General features: G+C 66.5%; 31 protein-coding genes. 18 read left to right on the forward strand and 13 right to left on the reverse strand.

All coding sequences use genetic code 11. The features are described 5' to 3' along the window. The first annotated feature begins 50 nt into the window (after positions 1-50). The gene (locus tag GRI62_RS00975) at positions 51-749 is read left to right on the forward strand and encodes a glycoside hydrolase family 25 protein (protein ID WP_131451563.1); all 699 of its coding nucleotides are present in this window, start codon (positions 51-53) and stop codon (positions 747-749) included. Between the two features lie 52 nt (positions 750-801). On the opposite strand, the gene GRI62_RS00980 is transcribed toward GRI62_RS00975, so the two are convergent. Further along, on the reverse strand, positions 802-1,947 hold the full coding sequence (locus GRI62_RS00980; RefSeq protein WP_131451564.1) for a M14 family metallopeptidase: 1,146 nt from the start codon (positions 1,945-1,947) through the stop codon (positions 802-804). Then, on the reverse strand, positions 1,944-2,561 hold the full coding sequence (locus tag GRI62_RS00985) for a DUF4136 domain-containing protein (RefSeq protein WP_160731777.1): 618 nt from the start codon (positions 2,559-2,561) through the stop codon (positions 1,944-1,946). Before GRI62_RS00985 ends, GRI62_RS00980 begins: the two co-directional genes overlap by 4 nt. 91 nt (positions 2,562-2,652) lie before the next feature. On the opposite strand from GRI62_RS00985, the gene galE reads away from it, so the two are divergent. The 5 genes from galE to GRI62_RS01010 all read left to right on the forward strand — a co-directional run bounded on the left by galE (position 2,653) and on the right by GRI62_RS01010 (position 5,529). Beyond that, positions 2,653-3,723: a UDP-glucose 4-epimerase GalE gene (galE, locus tag GRI62_RS00990; RefSeq protein WP_131451566.1), complete on the forward strand. Its 1,071-nt coding sequence runs from the start codon at positions 2,653-2,655 to the stop codon at positions 3,721-3,723. Between the two features lie 89 nt (positions 3,724-3,812). After that, positions 3,813-3,938, forward strand: a complete 126-nt coding sequence (gene ykgO / locus GRI62_RS00995) for a type B 50S ribosomal protein L36 (RefSeq protein WP_011415100.1) — start codon at positions 3,813-3,815, stop codon at positions 3,936-3,938. Between the two features lie 75 nt (positions 3,939-4,013). Continuing rightward, a complete protein-coding gene (locus GRI62_RS01000) occupies positions 4,014-4,634 on the forward strand; it encodes an HAD family hydrolase (protein WP_131451567.1) in 621 nt (206 codons plus the stop codon). Between the two features lie 152 nt (positions 4,635-4,786). After that, positions 4,787-5,194 (forward strand): winged helix-turn-helix transcriptional regulator, encoded by a 408-nt coding sequence (locus GRI62_RS01005; protein ID WP_131453696.1) that lies wholly within the window; start codon positions 4,787-4,789, stop codon positions 5,192-5,194. After that, the gene (locus GRI62_RS01010) at positions 5,191-5,529 is read left to right on the forward strand and encodes a hypothetical protein (protein ID WP_131451568.1); all 339 of its coding nucleotides are present in this window, start codon (positions 5,191-5,193) and stop codon (positions 5,527-5,529) included. Before GRI62_RS01005 ends, GRI62_RS01010 begins: the two co-directional genes overlap by 4 nt. 38 nt (positions 5,530-5,567) lie before the next feature. Here GRI62_RS01010 and GRI62_RS01015 read toward each other — a convergent pair whose 3' ends face one another. The 3 genes from GRI62_RS01015 to GRI62_RS01025 form a co-directional block, all read right to left on the reverse strand. Then, on the reverse strand, positions 5,568-6,152 hold the full coding sequence (locus tag GRI62_RS01015; protein WP_131451569.1) for a manganese efflux pump MntP: 585 nt from the start codon (positions 6,150-6,152) through the stop codon (positions 5,568-5,570). Between the two features lie 104 nt (positions 6,153-6,256). Beyond that, positions 6,257-6,541 (reverse strand): hypothetical protein, encoded by a 285-nt coding sequence (locus tag GRI62_RS01020; RefSeq protein ID WP_131451570.1) that lies wholly within the window; start codon positions 6,539-6,541, stop codon positions 6,257-6,259. Between the two features lie 86 nt (positions 6,542-6,627). After that, positions 6,628-8,124 (reverse strand): YifB family Mg chelatase-like AAA ATPase, encoded by a 1,497-nt coding sequence (locus tag GRI62_RS01025; RefSeq protein ID WP_131451571.1) that lies wholly within the window; start codon positions 8,122-8,124, stop codon positions 6,628-6,630. A gap of 160 nt (positions 8,125-8,284) precedes the next feature. On the opposite strand from GRI62_RS01025, the gene GRI62_RS01030 reads away from it, so the two are divergent. From GRI62_RS01030 to yihA, 6 genes are all read left to right on the forward strand, one after another. Next, positions 8,285-8,959, forward strand: coding sequence for an alpha/beta hydrolase (locus GRI62_RS01030; RefSeq protein ID WP_188669350.1), 675 nt, complete (start codon positions 8,285-8,287; stop codon positions 8,957-8,959). Positions 8,960-9,089: 130 nt separating this feature from the next. Beyond that, a complete protein-coding gene (rpmH, locus tag GRI62_RS01035; protein ID WP_131451573.1) occupies positions 9,090-9,224 on the forward strand; it encodes a 50S ribosomal protein L34 in 135 nt (44 codons plus the stop codon). 132 nt (positions 9,225-9,356) lie between these two features. After that, a complete protein-coding gene (rnpA, locus tag GRI62_RS01040; RefSeq protein WP_131451574.1) occupies positions 9,357-9,737 on the forward strand; it encodes a ribonuclease P protein component in 381 nt (126 codons plus the stop codon). Continuing rightward, complete coding sequence (gene yidD, locus GRI62_RS01045; protein WP_131451575.1) at positions 9,734-9,943, forward strand: membrane protein insertion efficiency factor YidD; 210 nt, start codon at positions 9,734-9,736, stop codon at positions 9,941-9,943. The genes rnpA and yidD overlap by 4 nt, the downstream gene beginning before the upstream one ends. Positions 9,944-9,984: 41 nt before the next feature. Then, the gene (gene yidC, locus GRI62_RS01050; RefSeq protein ID WP_131451576.1) at positions 9,985-11,739 is read left to right on the forward strand and encodes a membrane protein insertase YidC; all 1,755 of its coding nucleotides are present in this window, start codon (positions 9,985-9,987) and stop codon (positions 11,737-11,739) included. Beyond that, positions 11,736-12,389: a ribosome biogenesis GTP-binding protein YihA/YsxC gene (gene yihA / locus GRI62_RS01055; RefSeq protein ID WP_131451577.1), complete on the forward strand. Its 654-nt coding sequence runs from the start codon at positions 11,736-11,738 to the stop codon at positions 12,387-12,389. Before yidC ends, yihA begins: the two co-directional genes overlap by 4 nt. A gap of 201 nt (positions 12,390-12,590) precedes the next feature. On the opposite strand, the gene GRI62_RS01060 is transcribed toward yihA, so the two are convergent. Further along, a complete protein-coding gene (locus GRI62_RS01060; RefSeq protein WP_160731778.1) occupies positions 12,591-14,843 on the reverse strand; it encodes an EAL domain-containing protein in 2,253 nt (750 codons plus the stop codon). Between the two features lie 266 nt (positions 14,844-15,109). On the opposite strand from GRI62_RS01060, the gene GRI62_RS01065 reads away from it, so the two are divergent. Beyond that, on the forward strand, positions 15,110-15,775 hold the full coding sequence (locus GRI62_RS01065; protein ID WP_131451579.1) for a glutathione S-transferase family protein: 666 nt from the start codon (positions 15,110-15,112) through the stop codon (positions 15,773-15,775). A gap of 12 nt (positions 15,776-15,787) precedes the next feature. Here GRI62_RS01065 and GRI62_RS01070 read toward each other — a convergent pair whose 3' ends face one another. Next, positions 15,788-16,234, reverse strand: coding sequence for a cupin domain-containing protein (locus tag GRI62_RS01070; protein WP_131451580.1), 447 nt, complete (start codon positions 16,232-16,234; stop codon positions 15,788-15,790). Between the two features lie 29 nt (positions 16,235-16,263). Between GRI62_RS01070 and dapE the strand changes: the two genes are divergently transcribed. The 3 genes from dapE to GRI62_RS01085 all read left to right on the forward strand — a co-directional run bounded on the left by dapE (position 16,264) and on the right by GRI62_RS01085 (position 19,204). After that, positions 16,264-17,403 (forward strand): succinyl-diaminopimelate desuccinylase, encoded by a 1,140-nt coding sequence (gene dapE / locus GRI62_RS01075; protein ID WP_131451581.1) that lies wholly within the window; start codon positions 16,264-16,266, stop codon positions 17,401-17,403. 116 nt (positions 17,404-17,519) lie between these two features. Then, entirely contained in the window at positions 17,520-18,887 is a 1,368-nt protein-coding gene (locus GRI62_RS01080) for a dicarboxylate/amino acid:cation symporter (protein ID WP_234027329.1), read from the forward strand. Beyond that, positions 18,884-19,204: a hypothetical protein gene (locus GRI62_RS01085; protein ID WP_131451582.1), complete on the forward strand. Its 321-nt coding sequence runs from the start codon at positions 18,884-18,886 to the stop codon at positions 19,202-19,204. Before GRI62_RS01080 ends, GRI62_RS01085 begins: the two co-directional genes overlap by 4 nt. Here the strand turns inward: GRI62_RS01085 and nth are convergent. The 3 genes from nth to dapB form a co-directional block, all read right to left on the reverse strand. Beyond that, positions 19,201-19,863: an endonuclease III gene (gene nth, locus GRI62_RS01090; RefSeq protein ID WP_131451583.1), complete on the reverse strand. Its 663-nt coding sequence runs from the start codon at positions 19,861-19,863 to the stop codon at positions 19,201-19,203. The two genes, GRI62_RS01085 and nth, sit on opposite strands and share 4 nt — an antisense overlap. A gap of 79 nt (positions 19,864-19,942) precedes the next feature. Continuing rightward, positions 19,943-20,467, reverse strand: a complete 525-nt coding sequence (locus GRI62_RS01095; RefSeq protein WP_131451584.1) for a hypothetical protein — start codon at positions 20,465-20,467, stop codon at positions 19,943-19,945. Between the two features lie 2 nt (positions 20,468-20,469). Next, positions 20,470-21,222, reverse strand: coding sequence for a 4-hydroxy-tetrahydrodipicolinate reductase (gene dapB / locus GRI62_RS01100; protein ID WP_131451585.1), 753 nt, complete (start codon positions 21,220-21,222; stop codon positions 20,470-20,472). A gap of 35 nt (positions 21,223-21,257) precedes the next feature. Here dapB and GRI62_RS01105 point away from each other — a divergent pair, with 35 nt between their 5' ends. Then, positions 21,258-21,983, forward strand: a complete 726-nt coding sequence (locus GRI62_RS01105) for an NAD-dependent deacylase (protein ID WP_131453698.1) — start codon at positions 21,258-21,260, stop codon at positions 21,981-21,983. Positions 21,984-22,058: 75 nt separating this feature from the next. Continuing rightward, the gene (locus tag GRI62_RS01110) at positions 22,059-23,495 is read left to right on the forward strand and encodes a sensor histidine kinase (protein WP_131451586.1); all 1,437 of its coding nucleotides are present in this window, start codon (positions 22,059-22,061) and stop codon (positions 23,493-23,495) included. A 27-nt stretch (positions 23,496-23,522) separates the two neighbouring features. Here GRI62_RS01110 and GRI62_RS01115 read toward each other — a convergent pair whose 3' ends face one another. The 3 genes from GRI62_RS01115 to dnaA form a co-directional block, all read right to left on the reverse strand. Beyond that, positions 23,523-23,876: a response regulator gene (locus tag GRI62_RS01115; protein ID WP_131451587.1), complete on the reverse strand. Its 354-nt coding sequence runs from the start codon at positions 23,874-23,876 to the stop codon at positions 23,523-23,525. 109 nt (positions 23,877-23,985) lie between these two features. Then, positions 23,986-24,759, reverse strand: coding sequence for a HesA/MoeB/ThiF family protein (locus tag GRI62_RS01120; RefSeq protein ID WP_188669349.1), 774 nt, complete (start codon positions 24,757-24,759; stop codon positions 23,986-23,988). A gap of 99 nt (positions 24,760-24,858) precedes the next feature. Continuing rightward, entirely contained in the window at positions 24,859-26,319 is a 1,461-nt protein-coding gene (gene dnaA, locus GRI62_RS01125) for a chromosomal replication initiator protein DnaA (RefSeq protein ID WP_188669378.1), read from the reverse strand. Between the last annotated feature and the right edge of the window lie 307 nt (positions 26,320-26,626).

Consider the following 26,626-nt stretch of genomic DNA (forward strand, 5'->3'; position numbering starts at 1 on the left):
TTACCAACAAGGGAGATGATGGCGGCGGATCCGTTTCGCGCCGGTCAGTCATGGGCAAGAAGAAGAAGAGCATTTTCCGGTTCTGGATCGAGGCGTTGCTGCTCGCGGGCCTCGTGGGCCTGGGTGTGTACCTGTGGTGGAGCACCCGCGAATGGGAGCCGGAGCGCAGCGAATATCCGGTGCAGGGCGTCCTCACCGGCGAGGCGGAAGGGGTGATCGACATCGCCGCGCTGCGGACGGCACGCGCCGATTTCGTCTACCTGGAGGCAAGCCGGGGCGCCGCTGGTCGTGACGCCACCTTTGGCCGCAACCTTGCGGCGCTTGCGGGCACCGGCATCCACCACGGCGCGGTGCACCTGTACGACCCTTGCGTCCCCGCCGAGCGGCAGGCTGCCAATTTCGTAACGATCGTGCCGCGCGACCCGGAGATGCTGCCGCCCGCCATCGCGCTGTCCAAGCTGGCCAGCGAATGCGGCGACCCGGTGCTGGAGGCCGCGGTCGAGAGCGAATTGACGACCTTCATCAACCAGGTGGAAGGCCACGCCGGCCAGCCGGTGGTCCTGAAGGTCTCGCCCGAATTCGAGGAAGCGACGCGCATCGCCAGCCGTATCGAGCGCAACCTGTGGCTGGACAGTGACTGGATCGAACCCGACTACGCCGGCCGGCCGTGGACGCTGTGGACTGCCAATTCGCAGGCGACCAATCCCGCCGGTGGCGAGCCGCTGCGCTGGGTAGTGGTGCAGAACTGATTTGCCAGCCGCGCGCTGGCGACTGGCCCTCAGGCCAGCGCCAGCGCCCGGATCACTTGCCTTCGGCCTCCAGCCACTCGACCAGCGCGCCCAGGCATTCGCGCCCCAGCAGCTTGCAGCGTTCCGGACTCCAGCCCTGCGCCGCATCGGGCAGGTCGTCGTTGTCCTTGAAGGGCATTTCCAATGTCATCGCTACCGCACCGAATCGCTCGGCGACCTGGTTGGTGCTGATGGTCAGGTTGGCAGTACCGGGCCGGGACTTGGCGTAACCCTTGGCGGTCTGGAACTCGGGCGCGCGGCGTTCGAGGATGCGCTGGTAGGCATACATCCGCTCGCCCTGATCGTCGGTCCACGAAGGGATGCCTTCGAACCCGGCGAGGAAGTTGGCGGCAATCGCCTCGTCACCGTGGACATCCATGGCAAAGTCGACACCGCTGGCGTCCATCGCATTACGGATGGCGAGAACTTCCGGGCTGCGTTCGGCAGACGGGTTTTCCCACTCGCGGTTGAGGTTCACGCCCTCTGCATTGGTCCGCAGATGGCCCCGGAAGCTGCCGTCGGGATTGCAGTTGGGAACGACATGGAGGCGGCACTTCTGCCGCAGAACGCGGCCGATGGCATCGGCGGGATCGGTCAGCACCTCGAGCGCGCCTTCCATCCACCATTCGGCCATGCTTTCACCCGGGTGCTGCCGGGCATAGAGCCAGACCTGCGTCTGCCCTGCGCCCATCTCGAGGCAATCGATGGTACGTCCGTCCAAGGTGTTACCCAGGCAGCGGTAGGAGACGCCCTCGGCGCAGGCAGCCTCGGCAACCAGATCGTTGTGCCGTTCCATCGAATAGGGCGCGAAATAGGCGAACCAGGCCATGTCGGACGCTGGTGTATAGCGCACGGTCATCGTGCCGTTGCCGGATGCGTCATCGTAACTGGTTTCGGCCCGACCCCAGAAGGCGCGATCTTCCGACACGCAGCAGCGGTAACCGGGCCAACCCTGAGGGTAGGCGGTATCCTTCAGGTTTTCGAAGCGCAGCACGATTTCGCGCCCGGTCGCGCCCGAGACACGAAAGTGAAACCACTGCGCGAATTCGCTGTTGCGGTCGTTGGGAATACGCAGGGTGGCGGTGCAACCGTCCACCGACACGACATGGATGTTGCCGCTGTCGAAAGCGGCGTCGATTTTGATTTCGTCTGTAATCATTCGACCGAGATAGTCTCGCCGGACTGTCCGGGGAAGCCCGAAAACAGCGCATCGGCCATACGCGCCGCAGCGGCAGGCGAGGCGCCGTAGTCGCTGTTGGCGCTGGCCGTCATGCTGGCGCGGCCCTCCCACAGGTTCCTGACGCCGCTCGCCGAACGGATGGAGACTGCCATCTGCCGCTCGATCCGTTCGGCAGGCCGGCCGCTGAGAAGCCGGGTGAGATCGACGCCCACGCCGACACCGACGCCGGAGCCATAGGTCCCGGTCGAGGCGCCGCCGCCCACGCCAACACCGGTGCCGCGTCTGCCATCGGCTGCGGTGACCATCTGCTCGAGCGACACTTGCGCTACCTGGTCCGCCTCTTGCGTCACCACCCGGTAGCCAAGCTGCTGCAATTCGGCGCGCACCGCATCGGCATAGATGCCGTATTCAACGCTCGCGCTGTCGAGCCCCGGTGCGGCGACCACGCGGATCGTCCCTTGCCCAAGGCTAGTGCCCGCCTGATCGACGAATCGGGTGACCTCCACCGGGGAGACATAGGCTGGCGTGGCGCAACCGCCGAGCAGCGCGAGCGCGGCGACGGGGAGGGCGAACGTGAGAAGGGGGTGTTTCATCGGTATCTCAACGCACGAAGGCGGCAGCGGTGCCGTGCGCCCTGGGCAAGTGTTAGCGCTTGCTTGACCATATCGTGCTAGGCCGACCCCCATGACGACAGGAATCTCCTCGCCCAAGCCCCCCATCCTGGTGACCGGCGGGGCCGGTTACATCGGCAGCCACGCGGTGCTGGCGCTGCTGGACGGCGGCTGGCCGGTGGCGGTGATCGACAACCTTTCCACCGGCTTCCGCTTCGCCTTGCCCGAGGGCGTGCCGCTGTATGAAGGCGACGTGGCCGATGCCGAATTGCTGGCGCGCATCTTTGCTGAGCAGGGCATGGGCAATGGCACGGGCGCCATCATGCATTTTGCCGGCAGCATCATCGTGCCCGAGAGCGTGGAAGATCCGCTTAAGTATTACGACAACAATACCGTCAAGAGCCGCGCGCTGATTGCTGCGATGGTGGCGGCGGGTGTGCCGCACGTCATCTTTTCCAGCACCGCGGCAACTTATGGCATCCCGGCCGAATCGCCGGTGCGCGAGGATACGCCCAAGGCGCCGATCAATCCCTACGGCTGGTCGAAGCTGATGACCGAGCAGATGCTGGCCGACACTGCCGCAGCGCACGCGATGAACTACTGCGCGCTGAGGTATTTCAACGTCGCGGGCGCCGATCCGCAGGCGCGCAGCGGGCAATCGACCGCTGGCGCCACCCACCTCATCAAGGTCGCCGTGGAAGCCGCCCTGGGCAAGCGCGACAGCGTGGCCGTGTTCGGAACCGATTACGCCACGCCCGACGGCACCGGCGTGCGGGACTACATCCACGTCAGCGACCTTGCCGCCGCGCACGTGCTGGCGCTGGAGGCGCTGATCGCGGCGCCGGATGCGTCGATGACGATGAATTGCGGCTACGGGCGCGGGTTCAGCGTGCTCGAAGTCCTCGATGCGGTCGACCGGGTGACCAACCGCAGGATCGAGCGGGTGCTGGGCCCGCGGCGGCCCGGCGATCCCGATGCGCTGGTTTCCGACCCTGCCCGGATCAAGGCCACGTTGCCGTGGCAGCCGGCCCATGCCGACCTCGACCGGATCGTCGAGCACGCGCTGGCCTGGGAGCGCAAGCTGGACGCGCTGCGCGCGCAGGGCGACACGCACGGCGACACGCAAGGCGACAGGGGCGGTTGACTCGCCGCCACGTCGCCCCTAGTGGCGCAGCTTGAATTTCCGGCATCGGAGGCTATCTCCGGTGCCGCTTGTTTTTACGGGAAAGACCGATGAAAGTCCGCAACAGCCTCAAGTCGCTGAAGAACCGTCACCGCGATTGCCGCGTGATCCGTCGCCGCGGCCGCACCTACGTGATCAACAAGACCAACCGCCGCTTCAAGGCCCGCCAGGGTTGATTGCAGGCGCCGTGCCGCGCCAGTGTCGCGGTGCAGGTTGCATGAAGAGCCCCCGCAACAACGGGGGCTTTTTGCATGTCTGACGTCCGCCAGCCGACTGCCGTGGTGTTCGATGTCGGCCGCGTCATCATTCGCTGGCAGCTGCGCTACCTGTTCGAAAAGCTGATCGACGATCCGCGCGAACTCGACTGGTTCCTGGCGAACGTGGTGACCGAGCAGTGGCATCACCAGCATGACGAGGGCCGTTCGCTGGCCGAAATGCTGCCTGAGCGGATCGCCCTGTTTCCCCGATACGAGGCGCTGATCCGTGCCTATGCCGCGCGCTTTCCCGAAACCTGCGCCGAACACGTCCCCGGCACGCTCGACCTCATCGCCCGGCTCGGCGCGCGCGGCGTGCCACTGTTCGGGCTGACGAACTTCGGCGCGGATTTCTGGCCGCAGTTCCGCGCCGTGCAGCCCGTGTTCGACGGCTTTCGCGATATCGTCGTCTCCGGCCACGAGAAGTGCGCCAAGCCCGAACCGCGCATCTACGCCATTGCGGAAGCGCGCTTCGGCCTGCCGCCGGAAGCGCTGTTCTTCATCGACGACAAGGCAGAGAACGTCGCCGCCGCACAGGCGCGCGGCTGGCACGGCCACGTGTTCACCGATGCCGCCCGGCTGGAGGAAGACCTGCGGGAACGCGGACTGCTGGCCTGATCGGCATACCCCTCACCGAACAGGGCGACCGCGAAAGTTTTTGGCAAAGCGGGGTTTGCCTGTAGGAAGGGCGGGGACATGGACCAGGTGATTTGGCGATAAGAGAACCCTTGCGCGAACCGGGCTGCGGATTGCCCCACGCGCTGGAGGTGATGGGTGAGCGCTGGTCGTTCCTCATCCTGCGCGCCGCGTTCAACGGCCTGGTGCATTTCGAGGAGTTCTCTGCCGAACTCGGCATCGCCCGCAACATCCTGTCCAACCGCCTGGGCAAGCTGGTCGCGCACGGGGTGATGGAGCGGCATCCGTGCGAGGATGACCGGCGCAAGGTCGAATACCGCCTGACGGAAAAGGGCGCAGGCCTGCTTCCTGCCATGCTGGCCCTGCGCCAGTGGGGCGAGCGGTACGCCGACAACTTCCGGTCAGAACTGGTGCTGGTCGACAAGGCGCATGGGCTGCCGATCGCCCCCATCACGATGCACGCGCACGACGGGCGCGAGCTGGGGTGGAAGGACCTTGCCTGGCAGCGCGCAGGTGCGCCGACGAAACCCGACCGCGCTTGAGCGAAGGCAGCCCGCCGCGCACCCCCGACGGACGCTACATCGTGGTCCGCGGGCGTTTGTGGCGGGCGAGCAACCCGCACCTGCCTGAAGACGAGCGCCAGCGACTGGTGAACGCGCTGATGCAGGCGCGCCGTGCGGTGCGCGACGCCAAGTCGGATGCGGCAGGGGGTGGGGCGTCCATGCGGCAGGCGCGCGCCGCGGTGCAGGCGGCAAAGGAGGGCCTTGGCGAACGCGGGCCGCCATGGTGGACCGACGGCGCGCCCGACTACAATCGCCACATGGCCAGGAACACGCCCTACGCCGACTGGTGGGCCGAAGAGAGCGCAGATCGCTGAGCCGGAAGGCTGCGCGGCCCTGCCCGCGCCGACGATCATCACCCCGCGGCAGGGACGATGCCGGTGTGGGCTACGAGAATATTGATGCCTAGGCCAATCAGCACGATCCCGCCGACAATCTCCGCCTTGCCACCCAGCCGGTTGCCGATGCGTGCCGCGAAGAGGTGGGCGGGGATGCACAGGGCCGCGGTGACAAGCCCGATGATCGCGCACGATACGAGAATCGGTGGATCGAACAGGCCCAGCGTAAGGCCCGCCGCCGTCGCGTCTATCGACGTGGCAACGGCAGCGAGGAGCAGCGCGCCGTAACTTCCGCCCAGCGCGGCGTTGCCCGCGGACGCGGCCTCATCTTCTTCCCCATCGGCCATGCCCTGGTAGACCATCCGCGCACCGATGATGGCGAGCAGGACGAAGGCGATCCAGTGGTCGACCCGCTCGATCAGTCCGGCAAAGGCAATGCCCAGGGCCCAGCCCAGCCATGCCATTGCGCCCTGGACGATGCCGAACACGATCCCCGTTTCCACCGCGCGCCGAACGCTGCGCGCAGCCGCTGCGCCGCGCACCAGCGAAACGGCAAAGGCATCCATGGCCAGGGCAAGCGCAAGGGCAACGACGGCGAACATACAGGGGAGCAACCTTCACGCACGGCGAGAGGCAGGGATGGCCTTGTGTGCGACTGAAAACGGCCGATACTCCAAGGCTGCCTACCGTCAAAGGCTCTTGGCCCTCAGGGTATCGGAACGCCGGCGAAATCGGCGGCGACCGTTGGGCGGATCGCGGCAAATTGCGCCACGAAAACGCTGTCGATCGGCTGCCCGGCGGCGTCGGCCGCAGGCGTGAACCGTGCGATCCCGACAAGGGCACGGCAGAGGTCCTGCGCAACGATGGGTTGGCGCTCGTCAGCGGGAAGCGGCAGGCACGCGCGCACCTCGCCGCGCGTGCCGACAACCAGGCCGAAGCGCAATTCCGGCAGGCCGCGGAAGCGCTGGTCTGCCGGCAGCGCTCGCGTCATGGCGGTTTCCTCTGGAAGGCACCCGTAAGGGTGAACCGGCGGGAGGGGCGAGCCAAACCCAAGCGGTTGCCCGTGGCCGGACCGTCTCAGGCGCGCGGCGCCTGTCGGCGGTAACTGAGCGCCTCGGCCACATGGATCCGCCCGACCTGCTCGGCACCCGCGAGATCGGCAATGGTGCGCGCCACCCGCAGCATCCGCACATAGCCGCGCGCCGACAGGCGCATGGCCTCGGCCGCCTGCATCAACAACTTGCGCCCCGGCTCGTCGGGCGTGGCATGGCGTTCGAGCGTATCGCCGTCGAGCTCGGCATTGGAGCGCACGCCGCGCGCCGTCTGCCGGGCGCGAGCCGCCGCCACCCGCGCAGCGACCTCCGCACTGCCTTCGCCCGCCGGCGGCAGGTGCAGGTCGGCGGCGCTGACGGCCTCGACCTCCACGTGCAGGTCGATGCGGTCGAGCATGGGGCCGGAGACCTTGCTCTGGTAATCGGCGGCGCAGCGCGGGGCGCGGCTGCAGGCCAGCGCGGGATCGCCCAGGTGCCCGCAGCGGCACGGGTTCATCGCGGCCACCAGTTGCACCCGCGCAGGATACTGAACGTGGGCGTTGGCGCGCGCCACGTCGACCTTGCCGGTCTCCAGCGGCTGGCGCAGCGAATCGAGCACGGCGCGCTGGAATTCGGGCAGTTCGTCCAGGAACAGGACGCCGAGATGCGCCAGGCTGACCTCGCCCGGCTTCACCCGCAGACCGCCGCCTGTCAGCGCCGCCATGCTGGCCGAATGATGCGGTGCACGGAACGGGCGCGCGCGGCTGATCCGTCCGCCTTCCAGCAGGCCCGCGACGCTGGCGACCATGCTCACCTCCAGCGCCTCTGCCGGGGATAGCGGCGGGAGGATGCCCGGCAGGCAGGCTGCCAGCATCGACTTGCCCGCGCCCGGCGGCCCGTTCATCAGCAGGTTGTGACCGCCGGCGGCGGCAACCTCCAGCGCGCGCTTGGCGACCTCCTGCCCCTTCACTTGCCGCATGTCCGGCCCGTGGCCCGGCCCCTCCACTTCGCCCGCCGCCGGTTCGGGCAGCCGCTGGATGCCGCGCAGGTGATTGAGCAGGCTGGTGAGATCGGGAGCGGCGCAGATGTTCACGTCGCTTGCCCAGCGCGCTTCGGGCCCCTGCGCGGCGGGACAGATCAGGCCCATTCCGCTCTCGCTGGCATGGAGCGCTGCCAGCAGGACGCCGGGCGATGCCACGATCCGCCCGTCGAGTGCCAGCTCACCCACCGCCAGCCATTCGCCCGTCGCCTCGGCATCGATCACGCCCATCGCGGCAAGCAGCGCCAGTGCGATTGGCAGGTCGTAATGCGAGCCTTCCTTGGGCAGGTCGGCGGGGGAAAGGTTCACGGTGATGCGCTTGGGCGGGAGGGAAAGGCCCATGGCGGACAGCGCGGCCTGCACCCGTTCCCGGCTTTCGCCCACCGCCTTGTCGGGCAGCCCGACGACGAGGAACTTGGGCAGCCCGGCGGCAAGGTGGCACTGCACCTCGACCCGCCGCGCCTCCAGCCCGAGGTAGGCAACCGTCCCGACCAGTGCGACCACGAAAGAAATCCCCTTGTTTGGTCAGCGTGATAGCGGGTCAGCCCCGGCTGTCGAGCGGGAACCTTGCGTTAACCCGGCCTCAACCCTTTGTATTCGCCTTTGGGCAGGGCGGGGCTGTCATGCCCACGCGATGCGTTGCTTCGCCCTTCTTTTCGCACCCGTGCTCGCCGCAGTCTTCGCCGCACCCGCAACGGCGCGGGACGAGGTCGGCGCCGCGCGTTACGTATCCGCACAGCACGCCGCCGTTGAGCGCGCGGCGCTCGCTGCCTTCGGACCGTTTCGCGTGATCGACGACCGGACCGTGGCGATCGTGGACGTCACCGACGAGCGCTCACCCGACCAGTTCGTTGCCCTGCTGGCGCGCTATCCGGGCATCGCCACGCTCGATTTCGTCGAGGCGCCGGGCACCCACGATGACCGCGCCAACTTCGCGCTGGCCCGCATGGTGCGCGCGCACGGCATCGCCACGCGGGCACCCGCCGGGGGATCGGTGCGTTCGGGAGCGGTCGAGCTGTTCCTTGCCGGCGTCTCGCGCACGATCGACGCGGGCAGCGAGTTTGCCGTTCACGGCTGGCTGGACGAGCGAGGGCGCGGGGCGCAGGACTTTCCCGAGGAAGCCCTGGAACACCGCCGCTATCTCGACTTCTACATGGAGATGGGGATGGGCGCGGCAGAGGCGCGGGCGTTCTATACCATGACCAATTCGGTGCCGTTCGAGGGTGCGTTGTGGCTGACCGGGCGCGAGATGCAGGGCTGGATGGACGGCCGCGAGACGGCGGTGTCGCCATCGCTTGCTCCCGTTCCCTCGCTCGCCTACGCTTCGCTGCCGCTCTAGGCGCCCGGCATGGCAATGCTGGCCTGCATCCCGGTTGACTTGAAAGTGCCTTTTGCGTAAGCGCCCGCCAGACCATTGCGGCCGCCCGTATCGGCGGCCCTTTTTATTCGACTAGTCCAAGGTATTCGACATGAAGCGCACTTTCCAGCCGAGCAACCTCGTGCGTGCTCGCCGTCACGGCTTTTTCGCTCGTAAGGCGACGCCGGGTGGCCGCAAGATCTTGCGCGCCCGCCGTCGTCGTGGCCGCAACAAGCTCTGCGCGTAAGCTGCCTTGCGAAGCCGCCTTTGCGGCTTCGTCTTCGCCAGGCGGCCAGATAGGCTGGCCCCGCTGCGAGTGGCCGCTTGGCCTTGCGAGCCCCTTCATGGGGCTCGTTTTCGTTGCGTGTGGAAGAGCGTGATGATCTGCGTCCTCACCCGCCGTGCCGATTTTCTTGCCGCGAATCGGGGCCTGCGCGTGGCACGGCCCGGCTTCGTGCTGCTGACGCGGCCCAACGATGGTGCGGGCATCCGCTACGGCATCACCGTTACCAAGAAGATCGGCAATGCGGTGGTGCGCAATCGCATGAAGCGGCGGATTCGCGCATTGCTGCGCGCGGCGCTGCCGGAGGGCGGCCTTCCCGACCATGACCACGTGCTGATCGGCCGCGAAGGCGGGGTTGAGCGCGCGTTCGCCGCCATGGCGGAAGAACTGGGCATCGCGCTGGAGCGGGCGGCCGCCGGCAAGGGCGATCCCCCGCGTCGCGGCCCGCGTGGCCCGCGCGGCGGCAAACGCCGATGAAGCGCCTGCTCATCCTCGTCGCGCGCGGCTGGCAGCTTGGCCCCAGCCGCGTGCTGCCGCCCTCCTGCCGCTTCCAGCCGTCGTGCAGCGCCTACACCATCGAGGCGCTTGAGCGACATGGCGCAATGAGGGGTGGATGGCTGGCACTCAAACGGGTATTGCGCTGCCATCCCTGGGGGGCACACGGACACGACCCGGTGCCGTAGCGCGGTAGCCGCCCCCGACATTATCGACGGACCGACCTGCCTTGGACAACAATCGTAACCTGATTCTCGCGGTGCTGCTGAGCGCCCTCCTGCTGTTCGGCTGGGACTTCGCAATGCGCACGTTCTACCCCGAGGTGGAGGCGCCCTCTGAAGCTGCCAGTGCCGAGGACGTGCCGCTGGAGCGCGCCGAGGACGCGCTGGCGCAGGCCGACGCGGCGGCGCCGGCCGGACTGGTCGACGTGGAAACCGCGCTCGCCGGCGGGCAGCGCGTCCCGATCGACGCGCCGGAAATCCTCGGCTCGATCAATCTGGTTGGCGCGCGGATCGATGACATCGATCTCAAGACCCATCGCCAGACCGTGGATCCCGACAGCGGCCCGATCCGCCTGTTCGCACCGGCCGGAACCGCCGCGCAGCACTATGCACGCTTCGGCTGGGCCGGCGATGGGGTCGCCACGCCCGACGCCAACACGGTGTGGCGGGTAATCGAGGGCGATCGCCTGACGCAGTCGACGCCCGTGACGCTGGCCTGGGACAATGGCCAGGGCCAGCGCTTCGTCACGCGCTTCGCCATCGACGATCATTACATGCTGACGGTCAGCCAGGCGGTGCACAACGGCGCGACAGGCACCGTGGCGCTCAGGCCCTACGGCTTCATCACGCGCACCAGCCTCAGCGCCGATCCGAGCAACTTCAACGTCCATTCCGGCCCAATCGCCGCCAACGGCGACGGGGTGAACTTCGACTGGGATTACGACGAGGTCGCCGAGGAACGCGGCGCCAGCTTCGGTAACGGCACCGACTGGGTGGGCTTCACCGACATCTACTGGCTGTCCGCCCTGATCGACGACGCTGGCACCAACGCGGTGGGGTCGGTCCGTCCGCTGGGCGATTCGAACTACCGCGCGGAACTGCTGTACGACCCGGTCAACGTGCCCGCGGGCGAGACCGTGGGGCGCACCACGCGGTTGTTCGCCGGGGCCAAGGAAAGCTCCGTCCTGTCGGACTACCAGAACGCCGGCGTCGCCAACTTCAACAGCGCCATCGACTGGGGCTGGTTCGGCCTGATCGTGTGGCCGATGTGGCAGCTGCTGATCTTCCTGTTCGGGCTTGTCGGCAACTTCGGCATCGCCATCATCTGTCTGACGTTCATCATCCGCGCGCTGATGTTCCCGGTGGCGCAGAAGCAGTTCACCAGCATGGCGCAGATGCGCGCGGTGCAGCCCAAGATGAAGGCGCTGCAGGAACGTCACAAGGACGACCGCCAGCAATTGCAGCAGGAGATGGCCAAGCTCTACAAGGAGGAAAAGGTCAATCCGCTGGCGGGCTGCCTGCCGATCTTCCTGCAGATCCCCATCTTCTTCGCCCTGTACAAGGTGCTGCGCCTCGCCATCGAGATGCGGCACCAGCCGTTCCTCTACATCCGCGACCTGTCGGCGCAGGATCCGGCGCATATCCTCAACCTGTTCGGCCTGCTGGACTTCACCCCGCCAGGCTTCCTCGCCATCGGCGTGCTCGCGGTGCTGCTGGGCGTCACCATGTGGCTGCAGTTCAAGCTGAATCCGGCGGCGATGGACCCGATGCAGCAGCAGATCTTCATGCTGATGCCGTGGCTGATGATGTTCGTCATGGCGCCTTTTGCCGCGGGCCTGCTGATCTACTGGATCACCTCCAACCTGTTGACGCTGGCGCAGCAGTGGTTCCTCTATTCACGCAATCCGCAGCTGAAGGCGCAGATGCTGAAGGATAAAGAGGACAAGGCGCGCGAAGCCGAACGGGCAAAGGCCGAGGCATGACGCCCGAGGAAGAGCAGCGGCAGGCCGAACTGGCCGAGGAAGCGGGGCGGTTGTTCTCGGGACGGGTGGAATTCCTGCTCTCGGCCCCGCAACTGAAGTTTCTGCCCGAACCCGACTATCCCGAGATCGCCTTTTGCGGACGCTCGAACGTGGGCAAGAGCTCGCTTCTCAACGCGGTGACGGGGCGCCGGTCGATCGCGCGCGCCTCGGTCACACCGGGCCGCACGCAAGAGCTCAATTTCTTCGAAGTGGGTGATCCCACCCAGTTCCGCCTGGTCGACATGCCGGGATACGGCTTTGCTAAGGCGCCGCTGAAGGTGGTCGAGAAATGGCGCGGCCTGGTCCGCACCTTCCTGCGCGGCCGGGCCCCGCTCAAGCGCACGATGGTGCTGGTCGACAGCCGGCACGGCCTGAAGGACAGCGACCGGGAGATGATGACAATGCTCGACGAAGCGGCCGTGGGCTATCGCGTGGTGCTGACCAAGGCCGACAAGGTGAAGGCGAGCGAACTGGCAGCAGTGGCGGCCGGTGTCGAGGCCGAGGCGCGCAAGCACGTTGCGGCCTTTCCCGACATTCACCTCACCAGTGCCGAGAAAGGCATGGGGATCGACGCGTTGCGCGCCGCCATTCTAGCCGACGTCCGCGCCTGACTGCTTGCGCGAACGGCCCGACGGGCATTCCCCACCACCGACAACAAAAAAGGGCGCCGCTGGCGCCCTTCTCGTAATTCCGTTTGTGCGGATTAGCAGCTCTTCGTGCCGAAAAGCCAATCCCAAATGCTGTTGCCACCCATGATCAGTCTCCTGTTATGACGGAGACAGATGTGCGTTAACCAGTTTTGTTTGTAAAGTTTAAACCATGTTCCTTAAGGGGTCATCCCGCCCAAGCGCATGATTTTTGATGATTCTTTCGTAATCGACGGGCCGCGAAAGGCCGAAACCCTGGGCCACGATGCATCCCGCTTCGCGCAGTTTCGTTAACGTTCCGGCATCCTCTACCCCCTCAGCGATCACGACGATTCGCATGCTTCGCCCCATGTCCAGGATGGACTTCACGATGGCCTCGGCCTTGGGGTTGACCAGCATCTGCGAGATGAACGCGCGGTCGATCTTCAACTCGTTGAACGGCAGGCGCAGCAGCGCTTCCAGGCTGGCGGCTCCGACGCCGAAATCGTCCATCGAGATCTTGCAGCCCAGCCGCGCGAGTTCGCCCAGCACCTCGGCGGCCTGGTCGAGATTGGAAATGCGGTAGGTCTCGGTGATCTCCAGGGTCAGGTGGCGCGGCTCGAACCCGGTCTTGTCGAGCACGTCGGCGACCATGTCGACGATGTGCCGTTCGTGCACCAGGGTGGCCGAGATGTTCACCGCCACCGGGATGCTCAGCCCAGCCAGGTCGAACGCATTACCGGCGCGGCAGGCCTGGTCGAGCACGTAGCGGGTCAGCTGGCTCATCCGCCCGGCAGTTTCGCACTGGCGGATGAAGTTGTCCGGCGGAATCTGGCCCCGCTGCGGATCGTTCCAGCGCACCAGTGCCTCGACACCCACGATCTCGCCCGACTGGATCAGGATCTTGGGCTGGTAGGCGAGGTAGATCTCGCCATTCGCCAGCGCCGCATCGATGCGCGCCTGCAGCGAGATGTTCCAGATCAGGTCCTCTTCCGACGCGGTGTCGGCAATGGCGATGGGTTCGTAGGTTTCGTTGGTGGTTTCGGCGATGGCCACGGCCGACGCGACGCGGCGCGCGACGTTGGGGCTGGGGCTGATGTCGACACCGAAGGTAATGCCGACGTCGACCTGGTGGTCGTCCACCATCAGAGGAGAGGAAAACAGCGCGCGCAGACCTTCCAGATGTTCGCGCAGCAGGGCGGGGTCCTTTTCCGCCAGCGTCCAGACCATCAGGTGCCCCTGGCCCAGATAGATGCGCGCACCCTGCGTGGCGGCCTTCAGTCGGCTGGTGATCCGCAGCAGGTATTGCGCGTGCAGTTCGCGCGGAAGCGAGCGGCGCACTTCCTCGAACCGGTGAATGCGGGCGACGACGATCGCGGGGACGGTGTCCGCCACGTCCTTGTCAGCTTCGAGCACGGCGAGCGTGGGCAGACCGGTATCGGCATCGACGAGCTGAAATTTCGCGACCCAGCGGGCACGCAGGCGGAACAGGCCAAAGATCGCAAGCAGGGCCAGGGCATCGGCACCGTGAACGCGGATGCCCATCTGCGCGGCAATGGCGAGGGCCATTGGAATGGCCAAGACGACGATGCCGACATAGGCCAGGACACGACGACGGCGCCCAACCAGCAGGGTTGCCCCGACCAGTGCGACCAGGACCACTGCGAGTGACATCAAGGGGTAGATCAGCCGGGTGCGTCCCGCCTTCAGCGTTTCGGCCGCGAATATATCGACGTAGGACCAGGGCATGGCGATCTGCCCGGGGATGTTGGCGCCACCGCCCTGCACGAAATCGCCGATGACCACGGTCTTGCCGGCAAGGTCGGCCAGCGCGCGATCGCTATCGGAATCGATCTGGTCGAATTCGTAGGACGGTATCGAGGCGAGATCGAAGCTGTAGCTGATCGGGAACTGTGCCCCGGGGCTGCCGGTCAATCCGGCGATGGAGGCACTTGTGCTGGGCAGGGTGACGCCGCCATCGGAGACGGTAAAGGCCTGCGACCACACGTAGCCAAGGAAGTTCTGTTTCGATTCGGTCCCCACCTCGGGCACGCCGGCGGCTATGGCGCCGACGCTGCGATCAAGCTTCTCCGCCCCGTCGAGGCCGGTTGACATCTTGGCGACCAGAAAGGTTTGCGCATCAGCCGTGCGCAAGGCTTCGTTCAATGCGGCATCGTCAGCAGGCAATGAGGGACGGCTGAAAACCGCATCGATGTAGATCGCCCTCGCGCCGGCGCGATCGATGTGCCCGATCAACCGGGCCAGTTCGCTACGCCGCTCGGGATAGCGGGGATCGGCGATGTTATCCCGCGCACCGACATAGACGATATCGCCCGAGGCGGCCGTCTGGCTGGCGCGTGACTGGGTGATCCAGATCATCTGGTCGACAGGCTCGAACACCGTCAGCAGCGACAGCAGAAAGGCAATCCCGCCAGCCATGATAGCGTGGCGGGTTCGCGCAAACCGCAAACCTCTGCCGGGGAGTTTGAGGTCGGTTTCGACCAAGGGCTTGCCTTTTGTTATCGCGTTTCGTGGAAGCGAGAGAACCGTCTGGCACACGATGGTTAACAAATAGGAAGGATGATTCGTCCCATCGACGAGCGACTTGCGGGCGACTGGCGAGCACTGGGCGGCCATCCCCGTTCATGCTCGACACGCCTAGCCGCAACCTTTACCCACCCGCGACAACAGGGACAGACACATCCATGAAGCTGATTATCGGCAACAAGAACTATTCCAGCTGGTCGCTGCGCGGCTGGCTGGCCGCCAAGCAGAGCGGGCTCTCGTTCGATGAACTGACCGTCCATATCGACGGCGACGACTGGCAGACTATCAGGCAGGAGCAGGATGAATTCCAGCCCTCCGCTGGCAAGGTTCCCGTTCTGTGGGATGGCGATACGGTGGTGTGGGACAGTCTGGCGATGCTGGAATACCTGGCCGACAAGGTCGGGCGAGACCGCTACTGGCCCAAGACCGACGAGGCCCGCGGCATGGCCCGGGCCATGGTGGCAGAAATGCACTCGTCGTTCATCGCGCTTCGGCGCAACTGCCCGATGAACATCCGCGCGCGGGTGGCGGTGGAGCTGGAGGATGCAACGCGGGCGGACATCGTGCGCATCCTCGGGCTGTGGGCCGAGGCGAGGGCGCGCTTCGGCAAGGGCGGGCCCTATCTGTTCGGCACATTCAGCGCGGCGGACATCTTCTACGCCCCGATCGTGTGCCGGTTCGTCACCTACGGGATCGGCGTGCCGGGTTTCGCCCAGACCTACATGCAGGCGATCTGGGAACACGACTGGATGCAGCAATGGGTCGCGGGCGCGCTGGCCGAGGAATGGACGATCTCGCAATTCGAGGTGGGCGAGACAGCCTGAGCCGCGCGCGCCTCAATAGGGCGTGCCGTCCTTGTGTGTATACCCGTGCGGGCCCCATTGCATGTCGATATCGGGGTAGCTGCCACTGCCCTTTGCATTGCCGGCGCTGATGGCGACGAAGCTGCAGTCCGCGCTGCTCTCGTTCATCAGATGGTGCCCGTTCTCAGCCGCCATGGGCCAGGCGCAGACGTCACCGGCGCGCAGGAGGGTGCGCCCGGCATCCTCCACCAGCACGGCTTCCCCGGACAGCATCACGAGCAGTTCGTCCTCGTCCGCATGCCAGGGCCGCTGCGAGGACCAGGCGCCAGGCTTCAGCACCACGTGACTGGCGCCCATCGCAGTCAGCCCGCCCGCCGGAGCCAGCCGGCGCCACCAGCGCCCTTCCACGGGCCTTGCGAACGGTTCGGGATAGCCGGTGGCGTTCGATTGGGGGATGGCCTCGATATCGAGCTTGGGCATCGGCGCGCTCTCCTGCTAGCTGGCACACGATGAGCCAAGCCGTAGACTTCGCCAAGCGCCTGATGGCCGCCGCCAGCATCACGCCTGCGCGCGGGGAGGTGTTCGCCGTGCTGGAGGCCATTCTCGCCCCGCTGGGGTTCGCCGTCCACCGCTTCGTGGCGGGCGAAGGCGCGCCGGGCAGCGATGACGAGCCGGTGGAGAACCTGTTTGCCGTGCGCCGCGGACCGGAAGGGTCTCGGCATTTCGCCTTTGCCGGTCACCTCGATGTCGTGCCGCCGGGCGAGGGGTGGTCGACCGATGCCTTTGCGCCAGAGGTCCGCGGCGACCTGCTCTACGGGCGCGGGGCGGTGGACATGAAGGGCGCGGTGGCCTGCATGGCGGCGGCGGTGGCAGGCATTCCGGCCGATGCCGGCACGCTGAGCTTCGTCATCACCGGCGACGAGGAAGGCCCGGCGCTGCATGGCACGCGCGCGCTGATCGATCTGATGCGCGCGCGGGGCGACATTCCCGACTTCATCCTGGTTGGCGAGCCGACCAGCGTGAACCGGCTGGGCGACATGATGAAGATCGGGCGGCGCGGATCGGTCAACATCTGGATCGACGTGGTGGGCAGCCAGGGCCACGTCGCCTACCCGCACCTGGCCGACAATCCGCTGCCCCGGCTGGTGGCGATCCTGGCCGAACTGGATGCGCTGCACCTCGACGACGGCAGCGCGTGGTTCCAGCCGAGCAACCTGGAGATTACCGAGATCGACGTGCCCAACCAGGCGCACAACGTGATCCCGGGCAGGGCGAGCGCGCGCCTGTCGATCCGTTTCAACGACCTGCACACGGGCGCCGGGCTTGCCGAGCGCGTAGGCAGGGTCGCCGCGAAGCACGGCGGCACCGCGCGCCCGGTCATCTCGGGCGAAAGCTTCCTGACGCCGCCCGGTGCCTATTCCGCCATGATGGCGGAGGCGATCGAGACCGAGACCGGCGTCGTGCCCGAACTGTCCACCACCGGGGGCACCAGCGATGCCCGGTTCCTGAAGGACCTTGCCCCGGTGATCGAGTTCGGCCTCGTCAATGCGACCATGCACAAGACCGACGAAGCGGTGGCGCTGGATGATCTGGAAACGCTGGCCCGTATCTATACCCGCATCGCGCACGCCGCGCTTGGCGCAGGCTGACCATGGCCGCCGCTGCCGACCCTTGCCGGGGTCGCGACGCGCAGCCGGTGCCCGACCCGATTGCGGCCATGGGCGGCGGCTGATAGGCCGCGACAAATGATTGAGGGGACGCGACCATGACAACGCAGGATGCCGCCGAAATGGCCGCCGAGGCCACGCCAGTAGACCATTCCCGGCTGCAGAAGCGCATCCTGGCCGGGTTCGTGCTGGGGCTGGCGGGCGGCTTGTTGGCCTACACCTTCGCGCAGGACGCGGGCTGGGTGGAATGGCTGGTGACCTATGTGACGGGGCCGATCGGGCAGATTTTCCTGCGGTTGCTGTTCATGCTGGTGATCCCGTTGCTGTTCAGCGCGCTGGTGGTGGGGATCGCCGAGATGGGCGAAGTCCGCTCGCTGGGCCGCGTCGGGCTGAAGACGCTGGGCTACACCGTTATCGTCTCCTCGATCGCGGTGGCGATTTCGCTGCTGCTGGTGAACCTGATCCGCCCAGGCGACGGGATCGATCCCGCCGCCGCCGCCGAACTGCTGGAGCAAGGCGCGGAAGGTGCCAGCGGCATCGTGGAGGCCAGCGCGGCGAGCGAGGCGGGGGTCAACCAGATCATCGCCATCGTCCCCAACAACATCATCGCCGCAATGAGCGCGAACGACATCCTGGCGGTGATGTTCTTCGCCCTGTTCTTCGGCATTGGCCTGCTGCTGGTGCAGTCGCGCCGAACGGCAGTGCTGAAAGACGCGATCGAGGGCGTGTTCGAAGTGGCGATGAAGCTGATCGGCTTCGTCATCCAGCTGGCGCCGATCGCCATCTTCTGTTTCATGTTCAACCTGACCGCGCAGTTCGGCTGGGATCTGCTGGGCAAGCTGGCCGCCTTCGTGGCCGTGGTGCTGCTGGCGCTGGCCGTCCAGATGTTCGGGGTGTTCCCGCTGATCCTGAAATTCGTGGCGAAGAAAAGCCCGGTCGCGTTCTTCAAGCAGACGCGGGAGGCGAGCCTGATGGCCTTCTCCACCGCCAGTTCCAACGCCACCCTGCCCACCGCGCTGCGCGTGGCCGATACCGAGCTCAACCTGCCGCGCCGCATCGCCCGCTTCGTGCTGACCATCGGTGCCACCGCCAACCAGAACGGCACGGCGATGTTCGAAGGCGTGACGGTGCTGTTCCTCGCGCAGTTCTTCGGCATCGAGCTGACGCTGATGGACCAGGCCTTCGTGATGCTGATCTGCATCCTTGCCGGTATCGGCACCGCGGGCGTGCCCGGGGGATCGCTGCCGGTGATCGCGCTGATCTTGGTAGGCGTGGGCGTGGATCCGGCGGGCATCGGCCTGATCCTTGGGGTCGACCGCTTCCTCGACATGTGCCGCACGACATTGAACGTCGTAGGGGATCTTGTTGCCGCGCAGACCATTTCCGCCCTGTCGCCCGAACTCGCCGAGGAGCGGGTTGCAGACACACAGTCAGAGCCCATCGGGCTTGCAGGAGAATCGCGATGAAAGCCGGCATCTATTTCATCACCCTCTGCGCGATCGCCCTGGCCATCGGCGGTTGCCAGACAGTGGTCAGCGAGCGGGTCGAGGATTCGCTGATCGAGGTGGGCGTGCCGAGCGGCATGGCGACCTGCATGGGCGATATCTGGGCGGACGATCTCTCCATTTCCCAGATCCGCGGGATTCAGCGTTTCGCCAGGGGCGTGAAGGCGGAGGGGCGACAGCTGACCGCCGGGCGGCTTATCGCCCACGCGCGGGAATGGAACGATCTTGAGGCGCTTGCCGTGGTCACCACCTCCACCGCGCGCTGCGCCTTCAGCTAGGCGGCCGCCTTGCGCCCCTTCGGCGGGGCGAGCACCTTCTTGCGATAGCTGCACAGGTCCACCACCGGGCAGCGCCAGCATTCGGGCGTGCGCGCCTTGCACACGTAGCGGCCGTGCAGGATCAGCCAGTGGTGCGCGCCAAGGCGGAAGGGGGCGGGGACGCGCCTTTCCAGCTTGGCCTCGACCTGTTCCGGCGTCTTGCCCTTGGCAAGTCCGGTGCGGTTGCCGACGCGCAGGATGTGGGTGTCGACGGCAAAGGTTTCCTGCCCGAACCAGCAATTCAGCACCACGTTGGCGGTCTTGCGGCCCACGCCTGGCAGGCGCACCAGGTCCTCGCGGGTGCCGGGCACCTCGCCGCCGTATTCGTCGACCAGCAACCGGCTGAGCGCGATCACGTTCTTCGCCTTGGCATTGAACAGGCCGATGGTCTTGATGTGGTCGATCAGCCCAGCCTCACCCAAATCGAGCATCTGCGCCGGTGTTTCCACCTTGGCGAACAGCGCGCGGGTGGCCTTGTTGACGCCCACGTCCGTCGCCTGGGCTGACAGCGCCACGGCCACCACCAGCTGGTAGGCATTGCCATAGGCCAGCTCCGTTTCAGGGGCCGGATTGGCTTCGGCCAGTCGGCGGAAGAATTCGAAGATCTGGTCGCGGGTCATGCCCGCAGCGGATGGCGTGCCAGGCCAAACGCCGCAAGCCCCCGGCGCGCCGCGCGGCCGCCGGTTGGCCCGACTTGCTTCAGCGCAGCCATCGCAACATGACAGGATAGGTCGGTTCACCCGCCGCCAGAGCGCTGGCGAGGTCGAGGTGCGCCATGCCGGCCTGCGCCAGCAAGTCCGCGCCGACGAAATAACCCACGGCATAGCAGCTCGCCGCAAACTCGCTGCGACCCTTGTAACCGTCGGTATGGAATAACTGGCGCAGTTCGACCCCGCAAACCCGGCTGGCTGCGTAGGACCAGGCGATCGCCATAAGCTCCTCGTCCCGGCTCATCGCCACCTCGTCCATCGTTGCGCGCCGGTCGGCGGTGACGATGGCGATATGGCCCGCTTCGTGCAGCAGATCGCCAGGCCAGATCGTGCTCTCGGGATCGATCGCCAGCGCGCCGCCAAGGATGGCCAGCCCGTTGATCGCCTGCGAAGCCGCGCCCGATGGCAGCGGCACGGTGGGAATGCCGACGTCTGACAGGAAGGCGAGGCACCGGGCTGCCGTGGCCTGCCCGCCGCCGTCCTCGCGCCAGCGAAATCCAGCGGCATCCAGCACGCTTACAGCCCCAGCACGTCAGTCATGGTATAGCGGCCCGGCGCCTTGCCGATCAGCCAGGCGGCAGCGCGGATCGCGCCGCGCGCGAAGATGGCGCGGCTTTGGGCCGAGTGCGAGAAGGTCAGCCGCTCGTCCTCGCCGGCAAAGATGACCGAGTGTTCGCCCGGCACCGTGCCACCGCGCAAAGCGGCAAAGCCGATGGCACCCGGCGCCCGGCGGCCGGTGTGGCCGTCGCGCCCGCTCTCCGTGGCGTCGGCAAGCGCGATATTCCGGCCTGCCGCGGCAGCCTCCCCCAGCAGCAGCGCGGTGCCGGACGGCGCATCGACCTTCATCCGGTGGTGCATTTCCAGCACCTCGATATCCCAATCCGGGCCGAGCCGCGCCGCCGCCTCACGCACAAGGTGCGCTAGCAGGGTCACGCCAAGCGACGTATTACCGGTCTGCAACACGGGAATGGTGCGCGCCGCTTCGTCGATGGCGGCGTGGTGATCTGGCGACAGGCCGGTGGTGCCGATCAGGATAGGAATGCCCGCACCCCGCGCCGCGGCGAGGTTGTCGGCCAAGGCATCGGGAGCGGAAAAGTCGACCAGCACGTCGGCATGGCCGGCCAGGTCCGCCGGATCATGCGTCCGGCCGACGCCGCCGGCGCAGGTATGCTCGCCTTCATCGAGCAGCGCGGCGATCGCCTGCCCCATCCGGCCATCGCTGCCGATGATGCCCATGCGCGCTACAGATTGTGCTACAGATTGTGTCATTCCCGCTCCAATCGTATGCGCGCTTCATGCAAGCCCTGAATGCCGTGCGCAACATCGTGATCCTCACCGGGGCCGGAATTTCTGCCGAAAGCGGACTGCGCACCTTTCGTGCCGACGATGGATTGTGGGAAGATCACCCGATCGAACAGGTCGCCACGCCCGAAGGTTTCGCCCGCGATCCTGACCTGGTCCAGCGCTTCTACGATCAGCGCCGCACCGATATTCGCGCTGCCCGCCCCAATGCCGCGCATGAGGCGCTAGGACGGCTGGACCAAGAGTGGGCCAAGGGCGAGCACGGCGACCTCCTGATCGTCACCCAAAACATCGACGACCTTCACGAACGCGGCGGCGCCCGCCGGGTGCTGCACATGCACGGCGAAGGACTTTCGGCATGGTGCACGGCGTGCGGGGCCCGCGTCCGCTGGGAAGGCACGCTGCGCGATGGACCGCCTTGCCCATCGTGCGGCGCAGCTGCCTTGCGCCCCGACATCGTGTGGTTCGGGGAGATGCCTTACGCGATGGAGCGCATCTTTGCCGCCATCGCGGCGTGCGACCTGTTCGTCTCGATCGGCACCAGCGGCGCGGTCTATCCGGCGGCGGGGTTCGTCCAGGAAGCCAGCCGCGCAGGTGCGCGCACGCTCGAACTCAATCTCGAACGAAGCCTGGGCAGCGCGATGTTCGATGAAACGCGTCTCGGCCCGGCCAGCGAACTGGTCCCGGCCTGGGTGGACGACTTGCTAGACCCTCGCGAAACCGGATAAGCCTTCCGTCGTCGCTGGCACTTGGCGCGGGCCACGCTATAGTCCGGGTGCAAAGGAACCGAGGTCCACCCACGCATGCACGCTTCGCAATACTGGCAATGGACGCGTCCCGCCGAACTGCCCCAGACATTTGAAGAAGGCTCGCTCGATCAGTGGCGCGACTTTGCCGACCTGTTGCCGTCGCTGTGCTGGATCGCCCTCAGCGATGGCTACATCGCATGGTACAACAAGCGCTGGCACGATTACTGCGGCACGACGCCTGAAGAGATGGAAGGCTGGGGCTGGCAGTCGGTCCACGATGCCGAGGTGCTGCCGCAGGTGATGGAGAACTGGACGGCCAGCATCGCCACCGGCGAACCGTTCGAGATGACCTTTCCCCTGCGCGGCGCGGACGGCAAATATCGCCCGTTCCTGACCCGCATTGTTCCTGTGCGCAATCGGCAGGGCACGGTCGTGCGCTGGTTCGGCACCAATACCGAGATCACCGATCAGAAGAAGGCCGAACGCGCGCTGGAGGTGAGCGAGGCCAAGTACGCAGTCCTCACCAACGCCATGCCGCAGATGGTCTGGACAACCCGGCCCGACGGGTTCCACGATTACTACAATGCCCAGTGGTATCGCTTCACCGGCATGCCCAAAGGGTCCACCGACGGCGAGGAGTGGGCCGCCATGTTCCACCCCGACGACCAGGCCCGCGCCTGGGAGCGGTGGAACCGGAGCCTGGCAACGGGCGAACTCTACGAGGTCGAATACCGCCTGCGCCGCCACGATGGCGCCTATCGCTGGGTCCTCGGGCGTGCGTTGCCGGCGCGTGACGAGGCGGGCGAGATCGTGCGCTGGATCGGCACCTGCACCGAGATCCACGAGGCCAAGCAGCATGCCGAGCAGGGCGAGCTGCTGAACCGCGAGCTGAGCCACCGGATCAAGAACATCTTTGCCGTCATCGGCGGGCTGCTCAACCTTACCGCTCGCGACAAGCCGGAACTGCGGCCGGTAATGGGCGAGCTGACGGGCCGCATCGCGGCGCTGGGCCGGGCGCACGACTTTGCCCGTCCGCACAGCGAAATCTCCGCATCGAGCGCGCACAGCGGCGATCTCCAAGGGCTGATCGCCGAGATCATGGTGCCCTACCAGAACGCTGCCGGTGACCGGATCACCTTAGATGGCGATCACGTGGACATCGACGACAAGGGCGCAACGCCCATGGCGCTGGTGGTCCATGAACTGGCGACGAATGCAGCGAAATACGGCTCGCTATCGGTCGACGCCGGACGCGTCGACATCGTGGTGCGCCATGAAGGTGAGGACGTGGTGGTTGCGTGGAACGAGACCGGCGGACCGGCGATCGCAACCGTGCCGGAGCATATCGGTTTCGGAACGCAACTCGCCGATCTCAGCGTCAACCGCCAGCTGGGCGGTGAGCTGCAACGCAACTGGAACCCCGGCGGGCTCGGTGTGACCATCCGCGTGCGTCAGGCCCACCTTCATCGGGCCCAGGGCAGACCTGCATAACGGCAGGACCCGCCGTCGGTACGCGGATCAGTGCAGTTGGCGCGAACGGACCCGTTGCACCGCTTCCATCAGATCGGCACCGGAAAACGGCTTGGGCATGATCTGCCCCAGTGTCCGGCAGGCCTCGGGAATCTGCGACGGGTTGGCGGTGATGTAGAAAACCTCGACACCGAGCGCGACGAGGGCTGCGGCAATCGCGGGGCCGGTGGGCCCGTCGCGCAGATTGACGTCTACGAAGGCCAGATCGACCGGGGTTGAGGCAAGCGCCATCGCCTCCGTCTGATCGCAGGCGATACCCACCGATTGCACGGCCAGCGATTGCAATTCGGATTCGAGGTGAAGCGCGGTGAGCAGCTCGTCCTCGACAATCAACGCCCGCATTCCAAATTTTCCTGCTCAAGTGTAAAAGACAAAGCGCTGGGGGAGGGGCCCGGTTCCCGGCGCATTAACGCTGAAGCGCGAGGTGTTGCCTTGGCGCCACCCTCGCCATTCAGGCGCAAGCCGAACACCGTGGATCGGGGGCGATGCGCAAGGTGCGCATGCCGGGTTTCAGTCCGTCCACCAGGTGCAGCATGCCCCATTGGGGATCGCCCATCTGCGGGGCGACGATGATCCGCACCGCCTGCATGGCGGCAAGCGTTCCGACCCAGCCAACCATTGCGCCAAGCACCCCGTCTTCGGCACAGGTGTCGCAATCGTCGGCATCGAAGGCATCGCCGACGAAGCAGCGGTAGCACGGCTGATCGGCATTATGGCCGGCGAAGGCGCCGACCTGCCCCTGGAAGCGCCCGACGGCGGCGGAGAGCAGCGGCACCCTGGCCGCAACGCAGGCGTCGGACACGGCGAGCCGGGTGGCGAAATTGTCCGTTCCGTCGATCACCAGGTCCGCCCCTTCGACCAGCGAAGCGGCATTGCCCGGACCGATCCGGGTATCCGAAATGTCGACCGCCAGCGCATTGTCGAAATTGGCCAGCCAGCGGCGCGCGGAGACCGCCTTGCCGTGGCCCACGTCTCGCGCGGCATAGATCGTCTGGCGTTGCAGGTTCGATACCTCGACCGCGCCGTCATCGACCAGCGCGAACCGGCCCACCCCCGCGCCCGCGAGGTATTGCACCACCGGCGCGCCGATCCCGCCCAGGCCGATGATGGCGATGCGGCTTCGTGCCAGCCTTACCTGCCCCGCGCCGCCGATCTCGGGCAAGACGATGTGCCGCGCAAAGCGGTCGAGGCGCTCGTCAGTCAGCGGATGCGGTGGATCGTCCATGTGCAGAAGGCTGTTGGCAGCCTGTGGACCCCCTGTCGATAGGCAGCGGTAAGCGCCCGGACCCGCCCGCGTCTGCGAGGGTGCGGCGCTGCCCGCAGCCTAGCTTTCGAGCTGGCGGAGCAGGCTGCGCACGTCGCCATCCATGTCGGCGTCGCGCTGGCGCAGGTCCTCGATCAGGCGCACCGCGTGGATGACCGTCGAGTGATCGCGGCCCCCGAACTTCCGGCCGATTTCCGGATAGCTGCGCGGGGTGAGCACCTTGGCAAGATACATCGCCACCTGGCGCGGGCGCACGACGGCGCGGGCGCGGCGCTTTGATGACATTTCCGACCGGTCGATCCGGTAGAACTGGCAGACCGTGCGCTGGATCTCGTCGATCGTTATGCGCCGGCGATTGGCGCTGAGGATGTCGGTCAGCTGCTCCTCGGCAAGCTGCAGCGACACTTCCTGCCCGGTAAGCTGGGCATAGGCGATCAGCTTGTTGAGCCCGCCCACCAGCTCACGCACGTTGCGATTGATGGTGCGCGCGAGAAATTCGATGACGTCCGCGGGCACTTCCAGCGGTGCAAAGCGGGTGAGCTTGCTTTCCAGGATCAGGCGGCGCAGCTCGATGTCAGCGGACTGGATGTCGGCGACCAGACCCATCGACAGGCGGCTGAGAAGGCGCGGTTCCACCCCGTCGAGCGCCTGTGGGGCGCGATCCGCGGCAAACACCAGCCGCTTGCCCTCGGCCAGCAGCGCGTCGATCGTGTAGAGCAGTTCTTCCTGCGCGCTGGCCTTGCCGATGATGAACTGGATGTCGTCCACCAGCAGCAGGTCGAACCCGCGCAGGCGCGATTTGAACTCCATCATCTCGTTGGATTTCAGCGCCTGGACGAATTCCACCATGAAGCGTTCGGCGCTGCAGTAGAAAATGCGCGCACGCGGATGCGCCTGTAGGTAGGAATGGCCGATGGCGTGCATCAGGTGCGTCTTGCCCTGGCCGGTGGCGGCCTTGAGGTAGAGCGGGCTGAACTGCGGCTTTTCCGCCTTGCTCATGCGTTCGGCGGCGTTCTTGGCGAGCACGTTGGTGCTGCCGGTCACGAAGGCGGCAAAGGTCTGGCTGGGGTCAAGGCCGACGGACGAGGTGAAGCCATCGTCGCCGATCGATTCCATGGCCATGGCCGAATCGTTGGCAGCGCGCTGGCCGAAGCCCTGGTGGCCGCGCAGGTCGAAATCGGCGATCTTGCGACGACCGGGATGCACGGCGATCTTCACTTGGCGCACTTCGCCCCGGGCGATCTTCCACGCCAGCGACAGCCGGTCGTGATAGCGGTCCTGCACCCAGTTGGCGGAAAACTCGGTCGGCAGGAACAGTTCCAGCGTGCCGGTTTCGTTGCACATCTTGCCCAGCTGGATCGGCTTGATCCACTGGGTGAAGAGCTGGTGACCAAGATCCTTGCGCAGCCCCTGGCTGATGTCGGCCCAGTCTGCCGCCAGATCCACTGCTTCCTGATCTTCCATGCAATCCTCTATCGCCTCGCGCCCGGCCGTAGCCGGACGACCGCCATGCGGTGTCATCCTAATCATTGTCGACCCCGTTCCACCCGATACTCCCCCCCAAGCGACCGCGAACGGCATCCCCTTCGGGCAAGCGCACGGCTCCCGCTTCCGGAACCCTTGGTGGGCGCCGGAGGTGGCAGATGTAGCTCCTACTTGTGGACGACCGCTTCGCTCCCGCTCGGCGATCTGCAGCCGTTATGACCGTCTGGCCGAGCCGAGCAAGTAGGGGATATCGATTTAAAAAAAATATACGGCCTTGACTCGCGGTATGCCGCAGGGGTGCGTTCAAGTGCCTGATTTTACGTAGATATGATTATGACAGTCC

Source organism: Aurantiacibacter arachoides (assembly GCF_009827335.1).
Taxonomy (GTDB): domain Bacteria; phylum Pseudomonadota; class Alphaproteobacteria; order Sphingomonadales; family Sphingomonadaceae; genus Alteraurantiacibacter; species Alteraurantiacibacter arachoides.

What these genes read in the sequence shown, in the direction of transcription:
- GRI62_RS00975 (WP_131451563.1), top strand. Translation starts at nt 51, where the DNA reads ATGGGCAAGAAGAAGAAGAGCATTTTCCGGTTCTGGATCGAGGCGTTG.
- GRI62_RS00980 (WP_131451564.1), bottom strand. Translation starts at nt 1,947, where the DNA reads ATGATTACAGACGAAATCAAAATCGACGCCGCTTTCGACAGCGGCAAC.
- GRI62_RS00985 (WP_160731777.1), bottom strand. Translation starts at nt 2,561, where the DNA reads ATGAAACACCCCCTTCTCACGTTCGCCCTCCCCGTCGCCGCGCTCGCG.
- galE (WP_131451566.1), top strand. Translation starts at nt 2,653, where the DNA reads ATGACGACAGGAATCTCCTCGCCCAAGCCCCCCATCCTGGTGACCGGC.
- ykgO (WP_011415100.1), top strand. Translation starts at nt 3,813, where the DNA reads ATGAAAGTCCGCAACAGCCTCAAGTCGCTGAAGAACCGTCACCGCGAT.
- GRI62_RS01000 (WP_131451567.1), top strand. Translation starts at nt 4,014, where the DNA reads ATGTCTGACGTCCGCCAGCCGACTGCCGTGGTGTTCGATGTCGGCCGC.
- GRI62_RS01005 (WP_131453696.1), top strand. Translation starts at nt 4,787, where the DNA reads ATGGGTGAGCGCTGGTCGTTCCTCATCCTGCGCGCCGCGTTCAACGGC.
- GRI62_RS01015 (WP_131451569.1), bottom strand. Translation starts at nt 6,152, where the DNA reads ATGTTCGCCGTCGTTGCCCTTGCGCTTGCCCTGGCCATGGATGCCTTT.
- GRI62_RS01020 (WP_131451570.1), bottom strand. Translation starts at nt 6,541, where the DNA reads ATGACGCGAGCGCTGCCGGCAGACCAGCGCTTCCGCGGCCTGCCGGAA.
- rpmH (WP_131451573.1), top strand. Translation starts at nt 9,090, where the DNA reads ATGAAGCGCACTTTCCAGCCGAGCAACCTCGTGCGTGCTCGCCGTCAC.
- rnpA (WP_131451574.1), top strand. Translation starts at nt 9,357, where the DNA reads ATGATCTGCGTCCTCACCCGCCGTGCCGATTTTCTTGCCGCGAATCGG.
- yidD (WP_131451575.1), top strand. Translation starts at nt 9,734, where the DNA reads ATGAAGCGCCTGCTCATCCTCGTCGCGCGCGGCTGGCAGCTTGGCCCC.
- yihA (WP_131451577.1), top strand. Translation starts at nt 11,736, where the DNA reads ATGACGCCCGAGGAAGAGCAGCGGCAGGCCGAACTGGCCGAGGAAGCG.
- GRI62_RS01060 (WP_160731778.1), bottom strand. Translation starts at nt 14,843, where the DNA reads ATGGCTGGCGGGATTGCCTTTCTGCTGTCGCTGCTGACGGTGTTCGAG.
- GRI62_RS01065 (WP_131451579.1), top strand. Translation starts at nt 15,110, where the DNA reads ATGAAGCTGATTATCGGCAACAAGAACTATTCCAGCTGGTCGCTGCGC.
- GRI62_RS01070 (WP_131451580.1), bottom strand. Translation starts at nt 16,234, where the DNA reads ATGCCCAAGCTCGATATCGAGGCCATCCCCCAATCGAACGCCACCGGC.
- dapE (WP_131451581.1), top strand. Translation starts at nt 16,264, where the DNA reads ATGAGCCAAGCCGTAGACTTCGCCAAGCGCCTGATGGCCGCCGCCAGC.
- GRI62_RS01080 (WP_234027329.1), top strand. Translation starts at nt 17,520, where the DNA reads ATGACAACGCAGGATGCCGCCGAAATGGCCGCCGAGGCCACGCCAGTA.
- GRI62_RS01085 (WP_131451582.1), top strand. Translation starts at nt 18,884, where the DNA reads ATGAAAGCCGGCATCTATTTCATCACCCTCTGCGCGATCGCCCTGGCC.
- nth (WP_131451583.1), bottom strand. Translation starts at nt 19,863, where the DNA reads ATGACCCGCGACCAGATCTTCGAATTCTTCCGCCGACTGGCCGAAGCC.
- dapB (WP_131451585.1), bottom strand. Translation starts at nt 21,222, where the DNA reads ATGACACAATCTGTAGCACAATCTGTAGCGCGCATGGGCATCATCGGC.
- GRI62_RS01110 (WP_131451586.1), top strand. Translation starts at nt 22,059, where the DNA reads ATGCACGCTTCGCAATACTGGCAATGGACGCGTCCCGCCGAACTGCCC.
- GRI62_RS01115 (WP_131451587.1), bottom strand. Translation starts at nt 23,876, where the DNA reads ATGCGGGCGTTGATTGTCGAGGACGAGCTGCTCACCGCGCTTCACCTC.
- GRI62_RS01120 (WP_188669349.1), bottom strand. Translation starts at nt 24,759, where the DNA reads ATGGACGATCCACCGCATCCGCTGACTGACGAGCGCCTCGACCGCTTT.
- dnaA (WP_188669378.1), bottom strand. Translation starts at nt 26,319, where the DNA reads ATGACACCGCATGGCGGTCGTCCGGCTACGGCCGGGCGCGAGGCGATA.